The 21,333-nt window shown below is 50.3% G+C and carries 26 protein-coding genes; 13 read left to right on the top strand and 13 right to left on the bottom strand.

What is annotated here, in order from left to right:
- Positions 1 to 145 precede the first annotated feature (145 nt).
- Positions 146 to 520, top strand: coding sequence for a hypothetical protein (locus C7A19_RS10555; RefSeq protein ID WP_077650748.1), 375 nt, complete (start codon positions 146 to 148; stop codon positions 518 to 520).
- A gap of 87 nt (positions 521 to 607) precedes the next feature.
- Here C7A19_RS10555 and C7A19_RS10550 read toward each other — a convergent pair whose 3' ends face one another.
- The gene (locus C7A19_RS10550) at positions 608 to 1,531 is read right to left on the bottom strand and encodes a WYL domain-containing protein (protein WP_077650747.1); all 924 of its coding nucleotides are present in this window, start codon (positions 1,529 to 1,531) and stop codon (positions 608 to 610) included.
- Positions 1,532 to 1,700: 169 nt separating this feature from the next.
- Here C7A19_RS10550 and C7A19_RS15680 point away from each other — a divergent pair, with 169 nt between their 5' ends.
- The gene (locus tag C7A19_RS15680; protein WP_201264080.1) at positions 1,701 to 1,871 is read left to right on the top strand and encodes a hypothetical protein; all 171 of its coding nucleotides are present in this window, start codon (positions 1,701 to 1,703) and stop codon (positions 1,869 to 1,871) included.
- 351 nt (positions 1,872 to 2,222) lie between these two features.
- On the opposite strand, the gene C7A19_RS10540 is transcribed toward C7A19_RS15680, so the two are convergent.
- The 3 genes from C7A19_RS10540 to C7A19_RS10530 all read right to left on the bottom strand — a co-directional run bounded on the left by C7A19_RS10540 (position 2,223) and on the right by C7A19_RS10530 (position 4,061).
- Positions 2,223 to 2,489: a helix-turn-helix domain-containing protein gene (locus tag C7A19_RS10540; RefSeq protein ID WP_077650745.1), complete on the bottom strand. Its 267-nt coding sequence runs from the start codon at positions 2,487 to 2,489 to the stop codon at positions 2,223 to 2,225.
- Complete coding sequence (locus tag C7A19_RS10535) at positions 2,473 to 3,024, bottom strand: Arm DNA-binding domain-containing protein (protein ID WP_235614291.1); 552 nt, start codon at positions 3,022 to 3,024, stop codon at positions 2,473 to 2,475. The genes C7A19_RS10540 and C7A19_RS10535 overlap by 17 nt, the downstream gene beginning before the upstream one ends.
- Positions 3,025 to 3,197: 173 nt before the next feature.
- Positions 3,198 to 4,061 (bottom strand): YicC/YloC family endoribonuclease, encoded by an 864-nt coding sequence (locus C7A19_RS10530; protein ID WP_069361928.1) that lies wholly within the window; start codon positions 4,059 to 4,061, stop codon positions 3,198 to 3,200.
- A 160-nt stretch (positions 4,062 to 4,221) separates the two neighbouring features.
- Between C7A19_RS10530 and rph the strand changes: the two genes are divergently transcribed.
- Both rph and pyrE read left to right on the top strand, forming a co-directional pair.
- Positions 4,222 to 4,941 (top strand): ribonuclease PH, encoded by a 720-nt coding sequence (gene rph / locus C7A19_RS10525; protein WP_069361927.1) that lies wholly within the window; start codon positions 4,222 to 4,224, stop codon positions 4,939 to 4,941.
- Between the two features lie 96 nt (positions 4,942 to 5,037).
- Positions 5,038 to 5,679 (top strand): orotate phosphoribosyltransferase, encoded by a 642-nt coding sequence (gene pyrE / locus C7A19_RS10520; RefSeq protein ID WP_069361926.1) that lies wholly within the window; start codon positions 5,038 to 5,040, stop codon positions 5,677 to 5,679.
- 97 nt (positions 5,680 to 5,776) lie between these two features.
- Here pyrE and slmA read toward each other — a convergent pair whose 3' ends face one another.
- Together slmA and coaBC are read right to left on the bottom strand one after the other, a co-directional pair.
- Positions 5,777 to 6,367: a nucleoid occlusion factor SlmA gene (gene slmA, locus C7A19_RS10515; RefSeq protein WP_069361925.1), complete on the bottom strand. Its 591-nt coding sequence runs from the start codon at positions 6,365 to 6,367 to the stop codon at positions 5,777 to 5,779.
- Between the two features lie 194 nt (positions 6,368 to 6,561).
- Complete coding sequence (gene coaBC / locus C7A19_RS10510) at positions 6,562 to 7,812, bottom strand: bifunctional phosphopantothenoylcysteine decarboxylase/phosphopantothenate--cysteine ligase CoaBC (protein ID WP_116644857.1); 1,251 nt, start codon at positions 7,810 to 7,812, stop codon at positions 6,562 to 6,564.
- 245 nt (positions 7,813 to 8,057) lie between these two features.
- Between coaBC and radC the strand changes: the two genes are divergently transcribed.
- From radC to mutM, 5 genes are all read left to right on the top strand, one after another.
- Positions 8,058 to 8,741 (top strand): DNA repair protein RadC, encoded by a 684-nt coding sequence (radC, locus tag C7A19_RS10505; RefSeq protein WP_069361923.1) that lies wholly within the window; start codon positions 8,058 to 8,060, stop codon positions 8,739 to 8,741.
- A gap of 185 nt (positions 8,742 to 8,926) precedes the next feature.
- Positions 8,927 to 9,163, top strand: coding sequence for a 50S ribosomal protein L28 (gene rpmB, locus C7A19_RS10500; protein ID WP_116644856.1), 237 nt, complete (start codon positions 8,927 to 8,929; stop codon positions 9,161 to 9,163).
- Positions 9,164 to 9,176: 13 nt separating this feature from the next.
- Positions 9,177 to 9,347, top strand: a complete 171-nt coding sequence (gene rpmG / locus C7A19_RS10495) for a 50S ribosomal protein L33 (protein WP_046074696.1) — start codon at positions 9,177 to 9,179, stop codon at positions 9,345 to 9,347.
- A 116-nt stretch (positions 9,348 to 9,463) separates the two neighbouring features.
- On the top strand, positions 9,464 to 9,943 hold the full coding sequence (locus C7A19_RS10490) for a hypothetical protein (RefSeq protein ID WP_116644855.1): 480 nt from the start codon (positions 9,464 to 9,466) through the stop codon (positions 9,941 to 9,943).
- Between the two features lie 17 nt (positions 9,944 to 9,960).
- Positions 9,961 to 10,773 (top strand): bifunctional DNA-formamidopyrimidine glycosylase/DNA-(apurinic or apyrimidinic site) lyase, encoded by an 813-nt coding sequence (mutM, locus tag C7A19_RS10485; RefSeq protein ID WP_116644854.1) that lies wholly within the window; start codon positions 9,961 to 9,963, stop codon positions 10,771 to 10,773.
- On the opposite strand, the gene coaD is transcribed toward mutM, so the two are convergent.
- A complete protein-coding gene (gene coaD / locus C7A19_RS10480) occupies positions 10,768 to 11,271 on the bottom strand; it encodes a pantetheine-phosphate adenylyltransferase (RefSeq protein ID WP_069361919.1) in 504 nt (167 codons plus the stop codon). The genes mutM and coaD overlap by 6 nt on opposite strands.
- 161 nt (positions 11,272 to 11,432) lie before the next feature.
- Here coaD and C7A19_RS10475 point away from each other — a divergent pair, with 161 nt between their 5' ends.
- Entirely contained in the window at positions 11,433 to 12,143 is a 711-nt protein-coding gene (locus C7A19_RS10475; RefSeq protein ID WP_116644886.1) for a 3-deoxy-D-manno-octulosonic acid kinase, read from the top strand.
- Positions 12,144 to 12,159: 16 nt separating this feature from the next.
- Here C7A19_RS10475 and waaA read toward each other — a convergent pair whose 3' ends face one another.
- The gene (gene waaA, locus C7A19_RS10470) at positions 12,160 to 13,419 is read right to left on the bottom strand and encodes a lipid IV(A) 3-deoxy-D-manno-octulosonic acid transferase (RefSeq protein WP_116644853.1); all 1,260 of its coding nucleotides are present in this window, start codon (positions 13,417 to 13,419) and stop codon (positions 12,160 to 12,162) included.
- A 76-nt stretch (positions 13,420 to 13,495) separates the two neighbouring features.
- Here waaA and C7A19_RS10465 point away from each other — a divergent pair, with 76 nt between their 5' ends.
- Complete coding sequence (locus C7A19_RS10465) at positions 13,496 to 14,347, top strand: glycosyltransferase (protein ID WP_077659156.1); 852 nt, start codon at positions 13,496 to 13,498, stop codon at positions 14,345 to 14,347.
- On the opposite strand, the gene C7A19_RS10460 is transcribed toward C7A19_RS10465, so the two are convergent.
- The 5 genes from C7A19_RS10460 to rfaD are packed head-to-tail and all read right to left on the bottom strand — an operon-like array spanning position 14,344 to position 19,160.
- The gene (locus tag C7A19_RS10460; RefSeq protein ID WP_116644885.1) at positions 14,344 to 15,378 is read right to left on the bottom strand and encodes a glycosyltransferase family 4 protein; all 1,035 of its coding nucleotides are present in this window, start codon (positions 15,376 to 15,378) and stop codon (positions 14,344 to 14,346) included. The two genes, C7A19_RS10465 and C7A19_RS10460, sit on opposite strands and share 4 nt — an antisense overlap.
- A 1-nt stretch (position 15,379) precedes the next feature.
- The gene (locus tag C7A19_RS10455) at positions 15,380 to 16,159 is read right to left on the bottom strand and encodes a glycosyltransferase family 2 protein (protein ID WP_116644852.1); all 780 of its coding nucleotides are present in this window, start codon (positions 16,157 to 16,159) and stop codon (positions 15,380 to 15,382) included.
- Complete coding sequence (gene waaF, locus C7A19_RS10450) at positions 16,156 to 17,193, bottom strand: lipopolysaccharide heptosyltransferase II (protein ID WP_116644851.1); 1,038 nt, start codon at positions 17,191 to 17,193, stop codon at positions 16,156 to 16,158. Before waaF ends, C7A19_RS10455 begins: the two co-directional genes overlap by 4 nt.
- Complete coding sequence (gene lpxM / locus C7A19_RS10445) at positions 17,190 to 18,170, bottom strand: lauroyl-Kdo(2)-lipid IV(A) myristoyltransferase (RefSeq protein WP_116644850.1); 981 nt, start codon at positions 18,168 to 18,170, stop codon at positions 17,190 to 17,192. Before lpxM ends, waaF begins: the two co-directional genes overlap by 4 nt.
- A gap of 45 nt (positions 18,171 to 18,215) precedes the next feature.
- The gene (gene rfaD, locus C7A19_RS10440) at positions 18,216 to 19,160 is read right to left on the bottom strand and encodes an ADP-glyceromanno-heptose 6-epimerase (RefSeq protein WP_077522000.1); all 945 of its coding nucleotides are present in this window, start codon (positions 19,158 to 19,160) and stop codon (positions 18,216 to 18,218) included.
- A gap of 103 nt (positions 19,161 to 19,263) precedes the next feature.
- Here rfaD and C7A19_RS10435 point away from each other — a divergent pair, with 103 nt between their 5' ends.
- Both C7A19_RS10435 and C7A19_RS10430 read left to right on the top strand, forming a co-directional pair.
- Positions 19,264 to 19,932, top strand: a complete 669-nt coding sequence (locus tag C7A19_RS10435; protein ID WP_077650736.1) for a TetR/AcrR family transcriptional regulator — start codon at positions 19,264 to 19,266, stop codon at positions 19,930 to 19,932.
- A 193-nt stretch (positions 19,933 to 20,125) separates the two neighbouring features.
- A complete protein-coding gene (locus C7A19_RS10430) occupies positions 20,126 to 21,331 on the top strand; it encodes a glycine C-acetyltransferase (protein WP_116644849.1) in 1,206 nt (401 codons plus the stop codon).
- Positions 21,332 to 21,333: the final 2 nt, after the last annotated feature.

Here is a 21,333-nt window from a genome sequence, read left to right as displayed (position 1 = left end):
TGGGCATTTTGTGTTTGTTGTAAAAAATGTTATATTAAAAGTAAGCGGTTGTGAAAAATGACTGCTAATGCCATTGCTCTTGCTTTCGTGCAAATTAAGTGAGGGCTTTGTGTACATCTCTTATTAAATTTTTAAGGTTATTATTATGCAAGATCATGCAACAAAGCCTCGAATTGAGGCCCTGGCTTTTGAGCCAATCACTCTTTCAGATCGTGAAACTGACCACCTTTCTTGGCTCTTCTATCAAGGCTCCAGAGAAACCAAAATGGCTAAGGTCTTCGTAGCCGTCGTTGACACCCCTCTTATCAATACCCATCAAATCAGGATGGTGACTGATATTTCAAATCCTTCTAATGCGATACATGCTATCAACAAAAAGTTGATGAATCATGGTCTTATGATTATGCGCGAAGAGCCAATTGGTGTTCCGCCAAATGGTGATTTTCATTATTGGTACCTGTGTGAAGCGCCTATACAGACGTTACCCGTACAGATGGCGGATAATGATCCACGCATTTAGTGGTCGCTTGAGGATAAAGCCCGTCTCTGCGGGCTTTTTTAGTTTTATCGGTCGCGATCAATCCCGCAGCGGTTACGTTGTTTTTAACTAGTCCTGTGAGCGAGACTCTAAGTCTTTAATGACGACATCAACCATGTCTTGGTTGGTGAGTTTAAACTGGTATTGCAACGGATCGCACTGAGGTCCTTTATCGACTTCGTCGTCGGTTCGAGCATCAATTTGCCAAAGTTTCGTCATCACATAGACCAGTGCTGCTCGTTCATACACGATCAGTTTCGTATCGTGCATAAAGCCAAAATCCATCTTAATGATGTTTTGCTGATCTTCTGGCAGGCTCGGATGTGGGATGAGTAGTAGCGGAACTTGAGTGCTCCACATCTTATCGTTACTCAAGCTTTCTTCATTCGATATCCTGTTGTCTTCATTGGCTTTTACTTCTTTGACCCTAGCAAAGTCAAAGTTTTTAAACACGCCTTCAGGGCTGTCTTTTTTACAACACCCTCGAAAGCTCCACGTTTTGCCGTTAAAGAAAATGGCTAATGGGAAGATTTCACGCCAAGATTCGCCTTTGCTGTGAGCAGAGAAGTAGTTTGCTGTAACCGAGTAGCCACCGGCGATAGCTCGAGTAATGCAAGCTACGTTGTTTACATCAAGGTGGCTGTTGGGGATACCTATCCGTGCGTAGGGAAGCATAGGCTCAGTGAGTATTTTGTTTTTATTAAACCCATTGGCGAGCATGCCTAATGCTGTATCCGCAGAGAGATCCAGAAAAGGTTTAAAAGTATCCGATTTTATTGTATTAGCACGTTTTTTCCTGTTGTAGCCCATGTTGCCAGGGAAGCGATCGGTATACATTTTCATCATTTTGGATGATGCTGCTTCTGCTAAGCCAAACATGTTTTTTAAGTCAGAGCGGTTAATCATCCCCGTGAACTGCAGCTTAAAATCGATATAAGCCATGCGCTCAGCCAGGGAGACGTCCTCTGCTTTTAAGTCTCGATACGTGGTCATGATATAGCCCTCTTTCTTTCCTCGATTGTAACAGAAAACCTAACGCACGTATTTAAATTGTAGGTGGCAAGATTATTTTTAACTAAAAATTAGATCTATGCATTGAATAAAAAAAGAGGATTGGTTAATGTGTGATCAATCCATGCTAAAGACGAAAAAGGAGGAAAGTATGGCTAAAAATGGTGTATCTGGCGATAACCGCCGACACGGTGCAGTAAGAGAGCGCTCTCAAACTCAAACGGCTTCAGGGCATTGGGTGAAGCGAGATGCGAACACTGGTCGCTTTATGAACGTAAAGCGGGATGGAAGCCCGTTTAAGGGGGTAAGAAGAGAGAAATAAAAAGGCATATCTACGCCAATAGATATGCCTATTTACCGTTGAGATGGGGTTTTGCTTGCGCCAACAAGCAAAATAGCTCTACTACTGAGAGGTCCCAGGCTCTGAGGTGTGTACTATTTCAATACGATTCAATAATACGCACAAACTCGGCCTATCTCAACTCATGGGGATCCCTCTCTCATTAAAATGAGGAGTATCTCATGAAAAACGGCGTTCGCTTTCCGAAAGCAAGAAAGAAAAAAGTGGTGCCTGTAATGGCTTACCCACGCTTTCGTTTCGGTCGCTGGGAGCACGTAGTTTCCCACTACCGTTCCCTACCCAACTGATAAATACTAAGGGCGCTAAGGCGCCCTATTTTTTCGCCAAAATCCGACACACTTGCGATCGGCTGTATCCGGTAGCGTCGGCCACTTCTTTTAAGCTCATCCCCATTTCTCGGTAGCGGTGCACTTTTTGGTGGCGCTCGCTGTCGGGTTGGCGCCCTTTATATTTTCCGGCTTGTTTGGCGGCCGCAATACCTTGTTGCTGTCGGGCGCGACGGGTTTCGTAATCCTTTCTGGCCATGGCGGCCATAAAGTCAATCAGCATGTTGTTTATCGCATCAAGCACCGCACTCATGATCGGGTCGTGTTGCGCGGTTTGGGTTTGCAGCGCTTGCTGGCCGAGCGAGGCTTATTGTCGTCATAGCCATTGGTGACGTCGCGTAGGCTCTCGTTAATATCGACGGGATGGACTTTGTCCAATTCCACTTTTTCGATGCGCCAGCCACCTCACGCTCGTACAGGCTCTTTTCTTTTTGGTGAGACGCGATCTCTCGTTTGCGAAGCGCGTAGTAGTCGGCGTAAAGATCATTAAGTGTTTTGAAGGGGTTTTGGTTAACCTTGTGCCGCTCCTGAACCGGATCAGCCCCCTCACGCTTGATCGCCAACCTCAGTTTCGCCGCCTCATCACGAGCATCTGCCAGTGACCAGTCCTCAACCTTACCGATGGTGTATTCCCGCCGGAGCTTTGTGGCCGGTGTGGTGTAACGCAGCATCCAGTAGGCATCGCCGCGCTTTGGTGTCATTAGGTAGAGGCCGTTACCGTCGGCATGCCGAACAGATGGCTTTTCTCGGATAAGTTTCTTGACGGTTTTGTCGTATAGCTTGCCCATTTTCGTGCCTCAAAAAAATGGGGAGTACAATCTCGCTAATACAATGTAGCGAGAAAATACTCCCCAATCTACTACCCAAACTTGGCAGAGCTTACACGAACGCCATGACCATCAAAATATAATAAATTTATGATTATAATAATGTTTATGACATGGGTGAACAGTCATAAACATTATTCAATATTCTGGATCTGCTCGCGCATTTGCTCGATAAGCACTTTGAGCTCGACGCCGGAGGCGGTGATTTCGGTGCTGATTGATTTGGAGGCGAGGGTGTTAGCTTCGCGGTTGAACTCTTGCATCATAAAGTCCAAGCGTCGGCCGCAGGCGCCGCCTTTTTTGAGGATTTTATGTGCTTCTGAAACGTGTGAGTCCAAGCGGTCAAGCTCTTCTGCAACATCCACTTTTTGCGCTAGCATCACCATTTCTTGTTCAACGCGGGCTGGGTCGAGTTCCACTTGTGCTTCTTCTAAGCGCGTGGTTAAACGTTCACGCTGCCACTCAATCACGGTGGGCATCTTTTCACGCACTTTGATCACTTCGGCGCTAATGGCATCGAGTCGTTGCTCAATCAGGGCTTTCATGTTCTCGCCTTCGCTGGCACGTGCGGCGATAAAGGCATCGAGTGCTTCATCAAGACCAGCTAATAAGGCGCGGTGTAGCTCGTCGGTGTCTTGCTCCGGTGCTTCCATCACGCCTGGCCAGTTCAGGACTTGAAACGGATTGATGTTGCCTTCACCCGCGGTCTCTTTCACCCACTTGGCGGCGTGAATCACTTGCTTGGCCAAGGCTTCATTGATGGTGAGCTTATCTTGGCTGGCTTGTGAGGTATCAAAGCGCAGGTTGCATTCCACTTTGCCGCGGGCTAGGCGCTTGCGAAAACGCTCGCGTACCACAGGCTCAAGGCTACGTAGCTGCTCAGGCATGCGAATGTAGGTTTCGAGATAGCGCTGGTTAACGGAGCGGATTTCCCAAACCGCGTTGCCCCAATCGCCCTTGAGTTCTTGACGGGCGTAGGCGGTCATACTGTGGATCATGTGTACCTGCTCTTGTGTGCTGAAGGTGAATGGCAAAGATTATACGCATCCATACCCTTGCCGTCAGCTGTCTTGGTCTGTGGGGTGGACAGGGATCGCAAGCGAGCGGAGAAACACGTATAATCGCGACCACATTCTGTCAGTCAATAAGGTAACTTGCATGCGCCCAAGTGGAAGAGCACTCGACCAAATTCGTCCCGTTAGCTTTACCCGCGGTTTTACGGCCCACGCAGAAGGCTCTGTGTTGGTGTGCTTTGGTGATACCAAGGTGATCTGTAACGCCACGATTGAAGAGGGCGTGCCGCGCTTTTTGAAAGGCAAGGGCCAAGGTTGGGTGACCGCCGAGTATGGCATGTTGCCACGAGCGACCCACACCCGTAACCGTCGTGAAGCGTCAAGCGGTAAACAAGGTGGCCGTACCGTCGAAATTCAACGTTTGATTGGGCGCAGCTTGCGCGCCGCGGTCGATTTAAAAGCACTGGGTGAGCGTACCATTACCGTTGACTGTGATGTGATTCAGGCCGACGGTGGCACACGCACCGCATCCATTTCTGGGGCGAGCGTGGCCCTGGCAGACGCGCTTAACGCGCTGGTACGCGAGGGCAAGCTTGCCGCTAACCCGATGCGTGGCCATGTGGCCGCTGTGTCGGTGGGTATTTATCAGCAAACGCCGATTTGCGACCTTGAATACGTGGAAGACTCGGCGGCAGATACCGATATGAATGTGGTGATGCTCGAAGATGGCCGCATGATTGAGGTGCAAGGCACTGCCGAGGCCGAGCCGTTTACCCCCGATGAGCTAAACGCGATGCTCGCACTGGCCAGTAAGGGCATTGATGACATTGTCGTCGCGCAAAAATCGGCACTCGCCGACGCCTAACAAATTAAGTAGCTCCCGCATCGGGGGCTATTTTTTTATCTATCCGACCCCAGGGTGGCATGTGGCGTGTCACCGAGATAACCAAGAGAGGAACGAATGAAAGCCTATCAGCGCCAGTTTATTGAGTTTGCCTTAGAGCGTGAGGTATTAAAGTTTGGCGAGTTTACCCTTAAATCAGGGCGGAAAAGTCCGTACTTTTTTAATGCCGGCTTGTTTAACACCGGACGCGATTTGGCAAAGCTGGGTGAATTTTATGCGGCCGCGTTGATGGATGCAGGGATTGATTACGATGTGTTGTTTGGTCCTGCTTACAAAGGGATCCCGATTGCGACCACCACCGCGGTAGCGCTCGCGGCGCATCATGATGTGGATACGCCTTATTGCTTTAACCGTAAAGAGGCCAAAGACCATGGTGAGGGCGGCAACTTGGTCGGCAGCGCGCTGAGTGGCCGTGTGATGTTGGTGGATGATGTGATCACCGCCGGTACTGCCATTCGCGAGTCAATGACACTGATTCAAGCGCAGGGGGCGCAGCTTGCTGGGGTGTTGGTGGCAATTGACCGCCAAGAGCGTGGCCAAGGAGAGTTGTCGGCGATCCAAGAAGTAGAGCGTGACTTTGGTTGCCAGGTGGTGTCTATCATTAGCTTATCGGACTTGGTCACTTACCTAGAGCAAAGCCAAGCCGATCCGGCTCAGTTGACGGCGGTGAAAGCGTACCAGGCGAGCTACGGGATTTAAGTTGCGTGCGTGCAGCCGGCAGAGCCATTTAGCTGAGCCTGTTGCACGACACCCGTTGCACTACGCCAGTTGCACTGCGCTCGTTGCACTACGCCATTTACTGCAGTTGGTTGGTGAGCAGTTGCCAGTATTGCTCGAAATTGGCAGTCGGCAGCTGCTTAAATGATGAGCGCACGTAGCGACAAAAGCCGCCTTCCACTTGGCTAATCAATTGGCTGGCGAGCACTGCTTCATCCAATGGGAACCCTTTCCCTTCGCGTAAACGACGCTCGCGCAGTACTTGCTTTAGCTGCGCCTCGACGCGTTCAAACAGCTGGTTGATCCGCGCTTGTAATCTATCTTGCTCAAACATCAAGGCATGACCTGTCATGATGCGCGTGAGCCCCGGGTTGCGCTCGCCAAAGGCCAGCAGCAATTGCAAAATCAGTTTGAGGCGCACCAAGGTATCCTTTTCTTCCTCAATGATCAGATTGATGCGGGATAACAGGGAATCTTCGATAAACTCGATGAGCCCCTCAAACATCCGCGCTTTACTGGGGAAGTGGCGATAGAGGGCTGCCTCAGACACCCCGACTTGCTCGGCGAGTTTGGCCGTGGTGATGCGTTGGCTGCCTTGGTTGGATTCCAGCATTTGCGCGAGCGCTTGAAGGATCTCTTCGCGGCGATTACTTTTTTTTGGGGCTGCCATGGATGCGATTCCTTTGTCTTTTTATCTGTCACACTGGCGACCGGTAAAGGAGGCATCATGGAGAGGTGTCGCCATGTGTGGATTTTTCCCCTATCTTAGCGACGAGGTCTCTGTATTAAAAGCAAAAAGCGTGGCCATGGCGCACGCTTTTGAACTTGTATTTTGGCGATAAGTAGGTTGCCCTCTCACCCGCGTCAGTGCTCATCCTGGATGGTTTGCTGTAAATAGCGTGCATGTATGTGCGTCATCACTTCGTCGGCTAATGTACGTTTTTCCGCGACAGGTAGGGCCTTGTCTCCCCCAGGCCAGAACAGGTGTAAGGCATTTCGATCGCTGTTAAAGCCTTGGTCGGACTGTGACACATCGTTCGCACAAATCATATCAAGCTTTTTGCGCGCCAGCTTGTCACGCGCGTAGGCCGCGACATCTTGGGTTTCGGCGGCAAAGCCGACCGTAAATGGACGATGTGACGTTAAGCCCGCAACCGAAGAAATAATATCGGGGTTTTTTACCATGGTGACCGTCATCGCGTCTTTATCCACTTGCTTTTTCATCTTCTGTTCGGCGATGTGTTGTGGACGGTAGTCTGCGACCGCGGCACAGCCGATAAAAATATCTTGGTCGGTGATGCTCGCGTGCACCGCATCATGCATTTGTTGGGCGCTGGTGACATCAATACGCGTGACACCTGTCGGCACTGGCAATGCGACTGGGCCAGAGACTAAGGTGATATCGGCCCCTAAACGGGCTGCCGCCTCGGCGAGGGCATAGCCCATTTTCCCTGAACTGTGGTTAGACAGATATCGGACTGGGTCTAGCGCTTCGCGGGTAGGGCCGGCGGTAATCATCACACGCTTGCCTGAAAGCGGTTTGGGGCCGGCCCAACGTTCGCATTCAGCTACTAAGGCCAGCGGCTCGAGCATGCGCCCAAGGCCCACATCGCCGCAGGCTTGCGCGCCACTGTCTGGGCCCCATATCAAGCAGCCGCGTGCACGCAGTCCACGTAAGTTCGCCTGGGTGGCGTGGGCGCGGTACATTTGCTGGTTCATTGCTGGTGCAATCGCCAGAGGCGCATCGGTGGCCAAGCACACGGTAGTGAGCAAATCATTGCCCATGCCCGCGTGGATCCGGGCAATCAAATCGGCAGTTGCCGGGGCAATCAGTACCAAATCGGCCCATTTAGCCAATTCTATGTGCCCCATAGAGGCCTCAGCCGCGGGGTCGAGTAAGCTATCCGATACCGGATGCCCAGAAACGGCTTGCAGGGTTAATGGCGTAATAAACTCTTTTGCGGCATGGGTCATCACTACCTTGACGGTGGCGCCACGCTCGATGAGGCGGCGGGTGAGATCGGCACACTTATAGGCGGCAATCCCGCCACCCATGCCAAGCAGAATACGTTTACCGGCCAGCGTCTGGGCTGGCTGCTGTGAACTATTGGCCATAATGCTCTGTGTGTTGGAACATGAATGACAAAACCATACCATAATCCTTAGCGCAAAAAGCTTGTTTGAGCGCATGAATCCGCATGGGGTGTGATGCGCGTTGGATGTGATATGGCTAGCGCGTGGCTGAAAGTATTGACGGTGGCACATGATAAAACCACGAGCGCGCCGCAGTTACATGGAAAAGCTATTGCGGCGTGAAAGAGGCTTACTTTAACTGGCGGCAATGTTGAAGAGGAATCACCATGAGCCTAAAAACCTTGCCGCAAGATTGTCGCCCCAGAGAACGCTTGTTAGCACGGGGAGCGGAAAGCCTCTCGGATGCCGAGCTGTTAGCGATTTTTTTACGCACGGGCGTCACAGGGATGAGTGCGGTGGCGCTGGCCGACCATCTGTTGCAGGATTTTGGCTCGCTCCGGGCGCTGATGGGCGCGGACCAAGGGGCGTTTTGTCAGCGAAAAGGACTGGGTAGCGCCAAATATGCTCAGTTACAGGCGGTACTGGAGTTGAGCCGGCGCTATTTAAAAGAAACCTTAAGCAAAACCGACGCATTGACCAGCCCGGACCATACTCGCCGTTATCTCTCGACCTTACTGCGTGACCGGCCTCGCGAGGCCTTTTACGTTTTATTTCTTGATAATCAGCATCGCGTGATAGCCGATGAGCAACTTTTTGAAGGCACGCACAATGCGGCGAGCGTTTATCCACGAGAAATTGTCCGTCGCGCGCTTGAGTTGCATGCCGCAGCACTGATTTTGGCCCATAACCACCCATCGGGCGTGGCAGAGCCGAGCCAGGCAGACCGACATATTACCGATAGAATTGCCAACGCCTTGTCATTCGTGGATGTTCGCGTGCTTGATCACCTAGTGATTGGGGACGGAGATGTGGTATCGTTCGCCGAGCGAGGTTGGTTGTTATCCCCTTAAGGATCGCCATTGGCGAAAAAAACGATCAAAAAGCGCATAAAAGGATCTGCTCGGGACTTGAGCAATGTGAATTCAGTTAGTATAATGCGCCACCTTTGATAGCCTTGACCTTCGACCTGACCTTAACGATGCAGGACTGGCGGACAAGGTTGATATCGAGCCGAAACGATTTTGGAGAGACTTTCATGTCACGAGTATGCCAAGTAACTGGCAAGCGTCCTGTAGTTGGTAACAACCGCTCTCACGCTAAGAACGCCACCAAGCGTCGTTTTCTGCCGAACCTGCAAACTCATCGTTTCTGGGTAGAAGGCGAAAAACGCTTCGTTAAACTGCGCCTATCCACTAAAGGTATGCGCATCATCGACAAAAAAGGCATTGATTCTGTACTGACAGAAATGCGTGCCCGCGGTGAGAACGTATAAGAGGAATTAGAGAATGGCTAAAAACGGCGTTCGTGAGAAGATTCGTCTAGTATCCTCTGCAGGTACTGGTCACTTCTACACCACAGACAAGAACAAACGTAACATGCCTAGCAAATTCGAGATCAAAAAATTTGATCCTGTAGTTCGCAAGCACGTTATGTATAAAGAAGCCAAAATCAAGTAATTTGATTGACGCTTTGAGAAAGACCCAGCTTCGGCTGGGTTTTTTTATAACTAAAATCTGGTCACATTTGCGGTTATACTGCGAAAGACACGCGTAACGTCCTCAGGTGAACCGACATGAAGCTAAAGCGGCAGACATGGAATAACATCCTGATTCTCTCAGTGGTGGTTTTTTTTGGCTTAATGCTGCTGCCAGACTATTTGCGCCATCAACGCCAAGCCCAGGCGACGCCTGAGGGAGTGATAGCGCTGGTTGAGTCGCGCAGTGATGTGCTGTCGTTGCGGTTTTCTCATTTAACCCTGACGCGTACGTTAGAGGGTTGGCAATCGGATAAACCCTTAGTGATTAGCCCGACAGAGCTTGCTCAGCGCTGGCTGGGGCTGACTGGGACACAAATCGATGACACCACCTTGCAGTCGTTGCGACCCCAATTAACGTCTCCCCGTACGTTGGAGCTCACCCGTAGCCCCGACCAAGAGCCCATTCGCATTACCTATTATCAACAACCCCAGTTTTGGTTGATGCAAAACGAAAACGGCCAATGGCTAGCCGTGTCAGTGGATAGTCGGTATCTTTTCCCGCTATCAAAGTCGTAAATATTAAGAGCTGTGTTATGCCCGAGTTACCTGAAGTAGAAGTAAGCCGTTTAGGTATCATGCCGTATGTCGAAGGGCAAACGGTCACCGAGATTACCATTCGTCAGCCCAAGCTACGTTGGCCTATTCCCGAAACGTTACAACAGTTAAAGGGTCAGGTGATCCGTCGGGTGACCCGTCGGGCCAAGTATCTTTTATTGGAGACGGATGTCGGTACGGCGATTGTGCATTTGGGGATGTCAGGCAGTTTGCGGGTGCTTCCCACGTCACTGGCACCGGAAAAACATGATCATGTTGATGTGACACTCAGCAATGGTCGCTTAATTCGTTACCACGATCCGCGCCGCTTTGGCGCCTGGTTGTGGCAGGAGGGAGATTTGCCGCATCCCGTGTTGGGAAAACTCGGCCCTGAACCCCTCACCGATGCGTTCAATTCAGATTATTTGCTGGCCAAGGCGGCAGGCAAAAAAATGGCGATGAAAAGCTTTATTATGGACAACGCCGTTGTGGTAGGTGTGGGGAATATTTACGCCAACGAATCGCTGTTTTGTGCTGGTATCCATCCTAAACGCCCTGCCGGTAGCCTGACGCAAACAGAAGCGACGGCGCTGGTGGGTGAGATAAAAACCGTGTTAGCGGCGGCAATCACACAAGGCGGTACCACGCTGAAAGACTTTACCCAGGTAGACGGGAAGGCCGGTTATTTCGCTCAAGCGCTACGTGTTTACGGTAAGTCGGGTGAGCCGTGCCCAACCTGTGACACGACCCTTGAGCGCATAGTCATCGGCCAGCGAGCAACCGTGTTTTGCCCGCAATGCCAGCCTTTATGAACGCTTGTCTTGCAGCTTTTCTTGCAAGGCGGTCAGTACGCTAGGCGCGACAAACTCACTGGTATCACCGTCGTGTAACGCCACTTCTTTGACCAACGTCGAGGAAATAAACGAATGCTCCTCTGACGGAGTCAGAAAGACGCTTTCCAGTGCCGGCATCAATCGGCGGTTCATATTGGCGAGTTGAAATTCATACTCAAAGTCGGAGACCGCCCGCAAACCGCGCACTAGAATGTTGGCCTGGTACTGCTTGGCAAAATTGACCAACAACCCTGAAAAGCCAACCACAGAGACATTGGGAAGGTGCGCGGTGACCGCTTGCGTGAGCGCCACGCGCTCATCCAGATCGAACAATGGCTTTTTGCTCGGGCTAGCCGCAATCCCCACAATCACATCATCAAACATTCTCGCCGCCCGCTCAATCAGATCCAAGTGACCGTTGGTGATGGGGTCAAATGTGCCTGGATAAATCACGCGTGTATGTTGTTTGTGTGTCACTGGCTTATCCTTAAAAACGTTGATCTGGAAAGAGGTTATCAAATCCTTGTCCATCACGCATTGTTCTTGCAGCGCCGTGACCTCTTGCCTGTGAATCCATTGACGAGCAAGGTACACTAATATGCGCTAGCGTGAGTGCGCAAACAGGAAAAACCGTGAGTATAGAAGTAGAGCAAGGCGACAACGAGTGTATTTGGTACGATCCGGCTTTAGTAGAGGGCGATCCTCGCCAGTATTTTGATATTCATTTTTGGCACCAGAAAGCCGCCGTCACCGGTTCAGCCAAAGGGCGCGGTACCACGTTCTTTATTCGAGGGCCGAAAATGGAGATGGCGTTGCGTCATTACTATCGCGGTGGTTTGTTTGGTAAATTCGTGAAGGATCAGTATTGGTTTCAAGGATGGGAGGCGACCCGTTGTGGCGCTGAGATCAACTTACTGGCCTATCTTCGCGAGAAAAAAATGCCTGTGCCTCGTCCTGTCGCTGCACGCGCGGTAAAAAACGGCCGTACTTATCGTGCTGATATCTTGGTGGAGAAAATTCCAGGCGCGCGCGATCTGGTTGCTATCTTGAGTGAAAATAGCTTACTTACCCATGATTATCGTGCCATTGGTCGTTTGGTTCGCCGCCTACACGACGCTGGCGTGTGTCATACTGATCTGAATATCCACAATATCCTCCGTGATAGAAAAGGAAAGCTGTGGCTGATTGACTTCGATAAGTGCCAACAGCGCGATGGCGAACAGTGGAAAGAGGATAACCTTGCCCGCCTTCATCGCTCGTTTAAAAAAGAAAAAGAGAAGCGTCAGATCCGTTGGCAACCCGAAGACTGGGCTGCCGTATTAAAAGGCTACAATCATATCCGCAAGTAAGACACGAGTGCGGGCGCTAGCGCGGGCGATTAAGCCAGGGCGCGAGTGCCTGCAAGGTGCGTTCGACCGCACCACGATTTTGCTCTACCACAGAGAGGCCAGCGTTACCCGCTTGCGCGGCAAGAGTGGGGGCATTAAAAAAGGCACCGATTTTGGCGGCGAGGTCTTGGCTATCGTTACATACCTGTAGGGCGCCAGCGTCAATCAGAGCATCACCAATCACTTGGAAATTATAATAGCTTGGGCCGGTTAAAAGCGGCTTGCCTAACGCCGCGGGTTCAAGCAGGTTATGCCCACCCACTTTGCTACCCAGAAAACTGCCCGCCATCACCACCACATCCGCGGCTGCCAGGTAGGTCATCATCTCTCCCATGGTGTCCCCAAGATAAACTTGATTACTGAGTGCCAGCGGCTCACCCTCGGTGCGTCGTTGCACACTGAGGCCTTGGCTAGCCACTTGCTGGGCAACATCATCAAAACGTTCAGGATGGCGAGGGACCAATATCAGCAAGGCGTCAGGGTAGTCGCGCAGTAAAATACTGTGAGCGGCGAGCAAGGTGGCGTCTTCTCCCGCGTGAGTACTGGCACCTATCCAGCAAGGGCGCTCGCCACGTGCTTGGCGAAGTGTGGCACCCAACGCCGGATCCACGGCTTTAATATCAAATTTCACCGAGCCAGCCACTGCGAGCTTGTTGTCAGCAACCCCGAGACTAGCAAAGCGCGCTTGGTCGTTTTGATGCTGGCAAACGATTAAGTCGATATGTTTACTCATGGTTTGAAAGAGCGGCGCAATTTTCTGGTAGCGCTGGCAAGCTTTTTGAGAAAGCCGGGCGTTGATAACCGTAATGGGGATGCCCGCTCGACCCACATGATGCAAGGTATTTGGCCAAAGCTCGGTTTCCATGATCACGCACACCCGTGGTGACACCGCGCGGAGAAAACCTTTTACCGCAAAAGGAAAATCAACCGGCATATAGCGGTGTATGATCCCATCAAGACGCTCGGCCTGCTCTGCACCGGTGGCGGTGGTAGTGGTGACCAGGATCGGAACATCTGGATAGGCTTGTTGCAGCGCGATGATCACTGGCTTGGCGGCGAGAACTTCCCCCACCGACACCGCATGGAGCCAAATAGGCTGACCGTCTACGTTGGGCGTCCCACCAAAGTGTTCTCGCCACCGCTCGCCAACAGCAGGCTTACCAGGCCGTTTACGGTACAGCCCAACAAGCAAAAAAGGGGCGGCAAGCGTGAGTAACAATGTATATATCCAGCGCACAAGTTGGCTCTCGAACTGACCACAAATAAGAGTGTTATGATACAGTTGTCACAGCATTTATTGAACAGCGCTCTTTATGAAAAGTAAATCCGCCACCTTGATTGTTTCCTTTTACAATAACAGAAACGCTTTAGAGTTGATTTTTCAATCACTGGCTGAACAGTGGAATCATGACTTTAATGTTGTGATCGCTGATGATGGGTCGAAAGAGGAGGTAAAAAATTGGTTATCTGTAAGAGTAGAACAACTCCCATTTTCTGTTACACATGTTTGGCATGAGGATAAGGGGTTTAGGAAAAACAGAATTCTTAATAAGGCGATACTCGCCTCAAAAAGTGACTATTTGATTTTTATTGATGGTGATTGTGTTCCTCAGCATGGGTTTGTCAGAGATCATCTGCAAGCAGCTGAACGGGGGACCGTGGTGTGTGGACGTAGAGTAGAGCTGTCTAAGAAGTACACGGGTTTACTGGTGAAAACTAATAAAAAGTCGACATTTAGTCATAAGTATATGCTATCCATGCTAGTTGACTATCTAGTTAATCGAAGGGAGAAAAATACGACAGAGTACACGGGCAAACACCTCAAAAATGGTCTGTGTCTGCCTTGGTTACAACGTTTAACGAGCCTTTCCTCGAAGCCAAGATCGATTATAGGATGTAATTTTTCTATATATAAGAAAGACTTAGAAAGAATAAACGGTTTTGATATGAACTATGAGGCGCCAGCAGTGGGTGAAGATACAGACATAGAGTTCAGACTGAAAGGCGTGGGTGTACGAACCAAGGCTATCAAGTTTGGTGCGGCGTTGTTACACATGTACCATCACGAATTACCTAGGCTCTCAACTAACAAAGATATCTTTCATAGAACCGTTCAAGAAAAAGCGTTTTGGGCTTCTAATGGCCTCAACAAGCTGAAAAGTTAACCCTTTATTTCTTTATATAGGACTTCATATTTTTTAGCGCACTCAGATATGTCAAATTGATTTATCCTCGCTTCGGAGTTTTCCTTTATGAAGGAAAGTGTGACATCATCTTTGCTGATATTGTGAATCCTCGCGGCGAGGGATGCACTATCCCCTGGTGTGATTAAATAGCCACTAATGCTGTCTTCAATGATATCAGGGATCCCACCCGTTTGGGCGCCTATCACGGGCAGCCCTGCCGCCATCGCTTCTAAAATAACTGATCCCAATCCCTCTGTATAAGAAGGGTGGATAAGCAAATCGGCCGCCGCGAACCAATCTCCCATATTGGTTTGTTTACCCATAAACTGCACATTCGTGACCCCTTGGGCTTGCGCCTCGAGTGACGCTCGCTCTTTGCCGTCACCGAGTAAGCAAAACTGAATGTCAGGTGATGTGTCAGCCAGTAACCGTGCAGCTTCAATCGTGACATCAAAGCCTTTATGCGCATACATATTGGCGGCATGAATCACCAAGAACTTCCCACGAAAGTGCGCTTTGATTTGCTCAACCTTATCTTGTGAGACAGGGTAGGTGACAGGAGAGCTAGGGATTTTGACTAACTTAGCACTAGGGTGGCGTTTTTCTAGTTGATGGATGATCTCCGAACTTAAACCGACCAGCGCGCTGGCTTTGCGGTACGCCAGTTGAGATAACCACTTATTCTTTAAAGGGTTATCAATGCGGCGTGTCACCATGTAAGGTACGCGGTGCAATAGGTGTTGAAACAGTGCCCAATAAATGGCGCGGCCTTCGTGAACATGGATCAGATCGCATGTTGCAGTGATTGAACGACCATGTTGCCGGGTATAATGCTTACAAAGCACTAATTGGCATTGTTCTAACGCGCGAATTTTATCAGCGAGTGGGCTTTTGGGGTTTACCACTACGGTGAGTCGATAACCCATTGCGAGCTGTTGTTTAATCAGTGTGAGCGTTTGTCGCTCACCGCCGCTAAAACCAGAAGCGAGATTAACGTGGCAAATGTGCATCTTAACGTTGTTTTTTAACATAGTCTCTTAGCCATAAGTCGGCATAACGCGTAAAAACGACGTTGGCGCTGAGAAGTGCGAGGATAAAGCCGTGTCGACCATCTAAAAATCCTTTTTTCAAGAAATACATCTTAATAAATCTAAAAAGAGCATGCCCTAAAGCTTTGGAGACACTTGAGCTCTTCTTGCCCTCGCGCTGATCACTCCATAACTTTATATATTGGTTGGTTTTAGCGGTATATTCATGGAGGTAATTAAACGTGTTATGCAGTAGAACACCATTTAAATAAATTTTCTTATGTGTGTTAGGAGCAACAACATGTTCATGCACGAGAGAATCAGAATAATGAGTTTCTGATGTTTTATAAAGTCGGCAAATCCAATCTGGGTGCCAACCAGAGTGCTTGATTTCTTTCCCAAAGGCGTTAGAAAGCCTATTTATGTAATAGACACAGTTAGGTTGGTGGTCATTGATAACACCTAAGATATTTTTCTTTAATTCAGGTGTGATTCTTTCATCTGCGTCTAACCAAAACACAAAGTCACTTTCTACATATGATTGAGCGCGCTGGCGTTGTTTTCCAAATCCACGCCAGTCTGAAGCTACGTAGACTTTATCCGTATACTGTTTAGCTATTTCAGTTGTGTTATCTGAGCTTCCCGCGTCCAGTACAACGATTTCATCCACCCAATTGCATACAGACTGCAAACATAGGTCAATATTATGCGCCTCGTTTTTAACGATAAGTGCAACGGCAACGGTTGAATTCCTTTCACTCATGACGCTTTATCCATCTTTATTAAAGAAATAACGCGGCTAGGGTCCAAATTCTTTAAACACTTCAAATGCCCAAGTGGACATTCGCGCTGGAAGCAAGGGCGGCACTCGATATCCGTGTGCACAATATCGACCTTACTGGTCAGCGGCGGGGTGTAATCGGGTGATGTTGAGCCGTAGATGGCGATCACTTGGCAGTTGACCGCTGCGGCGATATGCATCAACCCCGAGTCATTGCTGACCACAGTTTGACACGCGCCTAAAAGGTCGACGGCTTCGATTAAGTTAGTTTTGCCTGCCAATACATGAATGTTAGGCGCGTTTTCTGCGAGAGTGGCAATGTTTTCACAGGTTTCAACATCTTTTGCCGAGCCAAATAGCCAGATTTGGTAGCCTTGTTGATGTGCTTGGCGTGCCACTTCCGCATAGTGCTGCTCAGGCCATTTTTTGGCGGGTCCGAACTCGGCACCCGGGCATAAGCCAATCACAGGTTTATCTTGGTTTAGTCCCAGCTTGGTGATAACGGCCGCTTGTGCGTCAGGGTCAATGGTTAACTCAGGTTTTGGCAGGCCTTCAAGACCGCCTAGCGAGGCAGAGCTTTGCATCTTGGCGCGAGGGTGAGCGAGAGCAACATAACGCTCAACCATGTATTGAAACGCTTTTTTATTTGGGCGCAGATCATTGAGCAAGCCATAACGCATTTCACCTTTCCAGCCTATACGCGTCGGGATCCCGGCAAACCAAGGGATGAGCGCCGATTTGGCCGAATTAGGCAACACGTAGGCACGGTCATAGCTACGCTTTGCCAGGCGCTTGCCCAGTTGATAGCGCTTACCCAGTGCAAACTCTCCATGGCCGAGAGGCATTTCAATGCTGCGATTGACCTCGGGCATGCGCGCGAGAATCGGTGCGCACCAAGCGGGCGCCATCACATCAATCTTGGCATCCGGGTGCTGTTGCTTGAGGGCTTTGTACAAAGACTGCGACATCACCATGTCGCCGACCCATGATGGACCAATGACTAAAATGCGTGTCATGATGCCCGTTTCCTCTTTGCCTCTTGGTAGATATTGCGACCATCCTCGCGGGTGCGAAGCAGCTGTAAGATCCACATATATTGATCTAACTGCCCGTCGAGCATGGTCTCTATTTGTTCGTTCATCATGCGTGCGTCGGTGCCACTGTCTCCCGTTGGGAAGTCATTAAACGCAGGATGCACCTCGATCACGAACCGACCGCTTTTCGCATCAAAGCCGGAAAGCACAGGGACAATATGTGAGCGGGTGACTTTGCTTAATTTCCCGAGGCTGGGCAAGGTCGCTTTGGTGGTAGCAAAAAACGGCACAAACTCGCTGCTCTCATCGCGCATATCTTCGTCGGGCAAGTAGTAGCCCAAAAAGCCGCGTTTAACTGCGCGGATAAAGGGCTTAATCCCTGCTTCGCGCTCATAACAATTGCCGCCATATTGCACGCGTTGACGGTGCATGAGCCAGTCCAGCAGCTGATTTTTTTGCCGTTTTGAGAATGCCGCCACGGGGAGCCCTTGCGAGGCAAATAAAATCGCGGCGGCATCAATGGCCCAAGTATGGGGCACAAAGAGGATTACCGCTTCGTCGTTATCAGTGTGCCGAGTAATATGTTCCATGCCAATCACATCACAGTGGTCCTGAAACCACTGGCGACTGCGCAAGGTGATCAGCGGAAAGCTCAGCAAAAAAGCCCCGGCGGTGGTCAAGGTGTCGATTAATACGGTCTCACGCGCTTGCGCGGATTTCTCGGGAAAGCAGGCTTCCAGATTAAGCCAGGCGTTAAGGATCGTGCCTTTTTTCTTTTTAACCAGCTTGCGTGCTACCCAGTGCGCGAAGCGATGCTTAGCGCGCGCCGGCACCAGGAGGCTGAACGGCATAGCGATGAGTAGCATCAGCCATGTGCCCCAGTATTTGGGCGCTAAGTAAGCACGCGAGAACTCGGGGTTATACGCGTTCGCGTCGTAATCGTGTCGCTGTTTTGTCATTGCTCTTTACTCGCACCCCAGAACGTCTGAGGCGAACTGCTGTGATTAGCGATTGATTTCGGCTAGGTAAGCGGCGACACCTTCTGCCACTGTCTTAAAGGATGCCGTGTATCCCGCTTCACGTACCTTGGTCAGATCGGCTTGTGTGTAGGCTTGGTAGCGACCTTTTAGGTGGTCGGGAAAGGGGATTTCCTCGATCTCTCCTTGGCCGTGGAATTCAATCACCGCGTTGGCAACGGCGCTAAAGGGCTCTGCACGACCGGTACCGCAGTTGTAAATACCGCTGATCTGTTGTTGCCAGAACCAAATGTTCATTGCGCAGACATCACCGACATAGACAAAGTCACGCTTGAACGTATCACTGCCCTCAAAAAGTTTAGGGTTTTCGCCTTTTAGAATTTGTTGATTGAGGTGATAAGCCACTGACGCCATGCTGCCTTTGTGCTGTTCTCGCGGACCATATACATTGAAGTAGCGGAAGCCAGTAATCGGTGGCAGTGTCTCGCCATGGGCCTTAGCATCTTCTTGCACGCGACGGACATAGTTGTCGAATTGCTGTTTGGAATACCCGTACACATTCAGCGCGCCTTCATATTCTGGCGCTTCAATAAAGTCACTGTCGCGGCCACCATAGGTGGCTGCTGACGAGGCATAAAGAAAGGGAATATCGCGATCAATACAATAATGCAACAGCTCTTTGGAGTACTCGTAGTTGTTGAGCATCATGTATTTGCCATCCCACTCTGTGGTGGCCGAGCAGGCACCTTGGTGGAAAATGGCTTCGATCGGGCCGAAGTTCTCACCGGCCATGATTTGGGTAAGGAAGTCTTCCTTATCCATATAATCTGCAATGTCGAGGTCAACCAGGTTAACGAATTTGGTGCCGTCTTTGAGGTTATCGACGACCACGATGTCACGGTAGCCTTGCTCGTTCAGTGCTTTTACTAAGTTGCTGCCAATCATGCCAGCACCACCAGTCACAAAAATCATATCGTTACCTAATTCATCTTTATCTGACGACAGACCCCGTCGCCATTACTGTTGACTGTGATAGTATGGTTGAGCATCAACCGGGCAGAGGACTGAACCATACATGAAAACCCGAGACCGAATTATCCATGCTGCACTGGCTTTATTCAATCAACATGGTGAGCCGAATATCACCACCAACCATATCGCGGCAGATCTCGGGATAAGCCCGGGGAACCTTTACTATCACTTCCGTAATAAAGAGGCGATTATACACAGTATATTCGACCAATACGCGCAAGATCTTGCCCTTGCCTTTGATCCTAGTCAGCCTCGTGACGATACCCAAGCTTTATTGCAGCACTATCTCGACGCGACCTTTAGCTTGATGTGGCGCTATCGATTTTTTTACGCCAATTTGCCGGATATTTTGCGCCGAGACGATGCACTGCAGCAAAAATACCTGGGGGCGCAGCAACAGCTACAAACCAACTTGATGACCATCTTGCACCACTATCGGCAAGCCGATTGGCTGAGCCTCAATGACAGCGCCTTGTCTGCGGTGGGAGAAACGCTTAAGCAAGTGGCGTCGAGCTGGATTTTTTATCAAAGTGCACAAGCTCCCCAAACGCAAATTCATGCAGGGGTGATCTACAAAGGTATTTTGCAGATGCTGGCATTGTTACATCCGCTGACATCGGCACAGGGACAAATGGCCATTACTGCGTTAATAGACCACTACGAGCAGCAGTTAGTTCGCCAAGACTCACGCTCACTGGACACATTGAACTGAGCTATCTCTCTAGGTGGTGATCGCATTGCGCGATATTCGCCCAGCTTGTCAGTGATTACACGATATGAATCACTGTCTCGCGCCCCTTATTGGCACAAAACGCGCGAACGTGCCATGATAGCAAGCATTCATTCGTCGTACACAATGTGTGCGGCGGCCTTCCCAAAGTAATCATCACAGCACGGAGATTGCGATGACGGCTGCCTTCTACCAGCAAATCCGTCATCAGCTTGAGCAAGTTAAAGCTGATGGCTTGTACAAAAGTGAACGCCTTATTACCTCACCACAAGCGGCCAGTGTCGCCGTCAATCATGAACAGCAGGTACTGAACTTTTGCGCCAATAACTATTTGGGGCTCGCCAATCATCCTGAGTTAGTGGACGCTGCCAAAGCAGGGATGGATGAGCACGGCTTTGGTATGGCGTCGGTGCGATTTATTTGTGGCACGCAAGATGCTCACAAAACTCTGGAAGCCAAGTTATCTGACTTTCTCGGGATGGAAGATACCATCCTGTATTCCTCATGCTTTGATGCCAATGCGGGATTGTTCGAGACCATTCTCGGCCCAGACGATGCCATTATTTCTGATGCGCTAAACCATGCGTCGATTATCGATGGCGTGCGCTTGTGTAAAGCCAAGCGTTTCCGTTACGCCAATAATGATATGGATGAGTTGGAAGCGCAGTTAAAAGCGGCGAAAGCGGCGAAAGCGGCGGGTGTGGCCAATATCTTGATTGTCACGGATGGTGTCTTCTCGATGGACGGCGTGGTGGCGAACTTGCCGGCTGTGTGCGATCTGGCGGAGCAATATGGCGCGCTGGTGATGGTGGATGACTCCCATGCGGTCGGCTTTATGGGCCAGAACGGTCGAGGCACCCACGAATACCATCAAGTGATGAACCGCGTTGACATCATCACTGGCACCTTGGGCAAAGCCATGGGCGGTGCTTCAGGAGGCTATACCTCAGGCAAAAAAGAGGTGATTGATTGGTTGCGTCAACGTTCGCGCCCTTACCTTTTCTCCAACTCGCTGGCCCCCGCGATTGTATCTGCCTCTATTCGCGTACTGGATATGCTGGCCGAAAGTGATCACTTGCGTGAGCAGCTTTGGGATAACAGCCAACACTTCCGTGCACGCATGACGGAAGCTGGCTTTACCTTGGCGGGCGCTGATCATGCCATTATTCCTGTGATGCTCGGTGATGCAAAAGTGGCCAGTGAGTTTGCCGAGCGGATGATGGAAGAGGGCGTCTATGTGGTGGGCTTCTCCTACCCAGTGGTGCCCAAAGGGCAAGCACGTATTCGCACCCAGATGTCAGCCGCGCATACACGTGAGCAACTGGACCGTGCCATTGATGCCTTCATCAAAGTGGGCAAAGAGATGAAATTGATTGGGTAATG

It is taken from the genome of Salinivibrio sp. HTSP (assembly GCF_003390965.1).
Lineage (GTDB): Bacteria > Pseudomonadota > Gammaproteobacteria > Enterobacterales > Vibrionaceae > Salinivibrio > Salinivibrio kushneri.
The sequence above is the reverse complement of the archived record's forward strand: the minus strand, read 5'-3'. Positions and strand labels throughout refer to the sequence as shown.

What these genes read in the sequence shown, in the direction of transcription:
- lpxM (WP_116644850.1), bottom strand. Translation starts at nt 18,170, where the DNA reads ATGACAAAACAGCGACACGATTACGACGCGAACGCGTATAACCCCGAG.
- rpmB (WP_116644856.1), top strand. Translation starts at nt 8,927, where the DNA reads ATGTCACGAGTATGCCAAGTAACTGGCAAGCGTCCTGTAGTTGGTAAC.
- slmA (WP_069361925.1), bottom strand. Translation starts at nt 6,367, where the DNA reads ATGGCAGCCCCAAAAAAAAGTAATCGCCGCGAAGAGATCCTTCAAGCG.
- C7A19_RS10455 (WP_116644852.1), bottom strand. Translation starts at nt 16,159, where the DNA reads ATGAGTGAAAGGAATTCAACCGTTGCCGTTGCACTTATCGTTAAAAAC.
- C7A19_RS10465 (WP_077659156.1), top strand. Translation starts at nt 13,496, where the DNA reads ATGAAAAGTAAATCCGCCACCTTGATTGTTTCCTTTTACAATAACAGA.
- rph (WP_069361927.1), top strand. Translation starts at nt 4,222, where the DNA reads ATGCGCCCAAGTGGAAGAGCACTCGACCAAATTCGTCCCGTTAGCTTT.
- waaF (WP_116644851.1), bottom strand. Translation starts at nt 17,193, where the DNA reads ATGACACGCATTTTAGTCATTGGTCCATCATGGGTCGGCGACATGGTG.
- C7A19_RS10490 (WP_116644855.1), top strand. Translation starts at nt 9,464, where the DNA reads ATGAAGCTAAAGCGGCAGACATGGAATAACATCCTGATTCTCTCAGTG.
- mutM (WP_116644854.1), top strand. Translation starts at nt 9,961, where the DNA reads ATGCCCGAGTTACCTGAAGTAGAAGTAAGCCGTTTAGGTATCATGCCG.
- C7A19_RS10550 (WP_077650747.1), bottom strand. Translation starts at nt 1,531, where the DNA reads ATGACCACGTATCGAGACTTAAAAGCAGAGGACGTCTCCCTGGCTGAG.
- C7A19_RS10460 (WP_116644885.1), bottom strand. Translation starts at nt 15,378, where the DNA reads ATGCACATTTGCCACGTTAATCTCGCTTCTGGTTTTAGCGGCGGTGAG.
- C7A19_RS10535 (WP_235614291.1), bottom strand. Translation starts at nt 3,024, where the DNA reads ATGGGCAAGCTATACGACAAAACCGTCAAGAAACTTATCCGAGAAAAG.
- C7A19_RS15680 (WP_201264080.1), top strand. Translation starts at nt 1,701, where the DNA reads ATGGCTAAAAATGGTGTATCTGGCGATAACCGCCGACACGGTGCAGTA.
- rfaD (WP_077522000.1), bottom strand. Translation starts at nt 19,160, where the DNA reads ATGATTTTTGTGACTGGTGGTGCTGGCATGATTGGCAGCAACTTAGTA.
- C7A19_RS10430 (WP_116644849.1), top strand. Translation starts at nt 20,126, where the DNA reads ATGACGGCTGCCTTCTACCAGCAAATCCGTCATCAGCTTGAGCAAGTT.
- C7A19_RS10540 (WP_077650745.1), bottom strand. Translation starts at nt 2,489, where the DNA reads ATGAGTGCGGTGCTTGATGCGATAAACAACATGCTGATTGACTTTATG.
- C7A19_RS10530 (WP_069361928.1), bottom strand. Translation starts at nt 4,061, where the DNA reads ATGATCCACAGTATGACCGCCTACGCCCGTCAAGAACTCAAGGGCGAT.
- C7A19_RS10555 (WP_077650748.1), top strand. Translation starts at nt 146, where the DNA reads ATGCAAGATCATGCAACAAAGCCTCGAATTGAGGCCCTGGCTTTTGAG.
- coaBC (WP_116644857.1), bottom strand. Translation starts at nt 7,812, where the DNA reads ATGGCCAATAGTTCACAGCAGCCAGCCCAGACGCTGGCCGGTAAACGT.
- pyrE (WP_069361926.1), top strand. Translation starts at nt 5,038, where the DNA reads ATGAAAGCCTATCAGCGCCAGTTTATTGAGTTTGCCTTAGAGCGTGAG.
- rpmG (WP_046074696.1), top strand. Translation starts at nt 9,177, where the DNA reads ATGGCTAAAAACGGCGTTCGTGAGAAGATTCGTCTAGTATCCTCTGCA.
- C7A19_RS10435 (WP_077650736.1), top strand. Translation starts at nt 19,264, where the DNA reads ATGAAAACCCGAGACCGAATTATCCATGCTGCACTGGCTTTATTCAAT.
- radC (WP_069361923.1), top strand. Translation starts at nt 8,058, where the DNA reads ATGAGCCTAAAAACCTTGCCGCAAGATTGTCGCCCCAGAGAACGCTTG.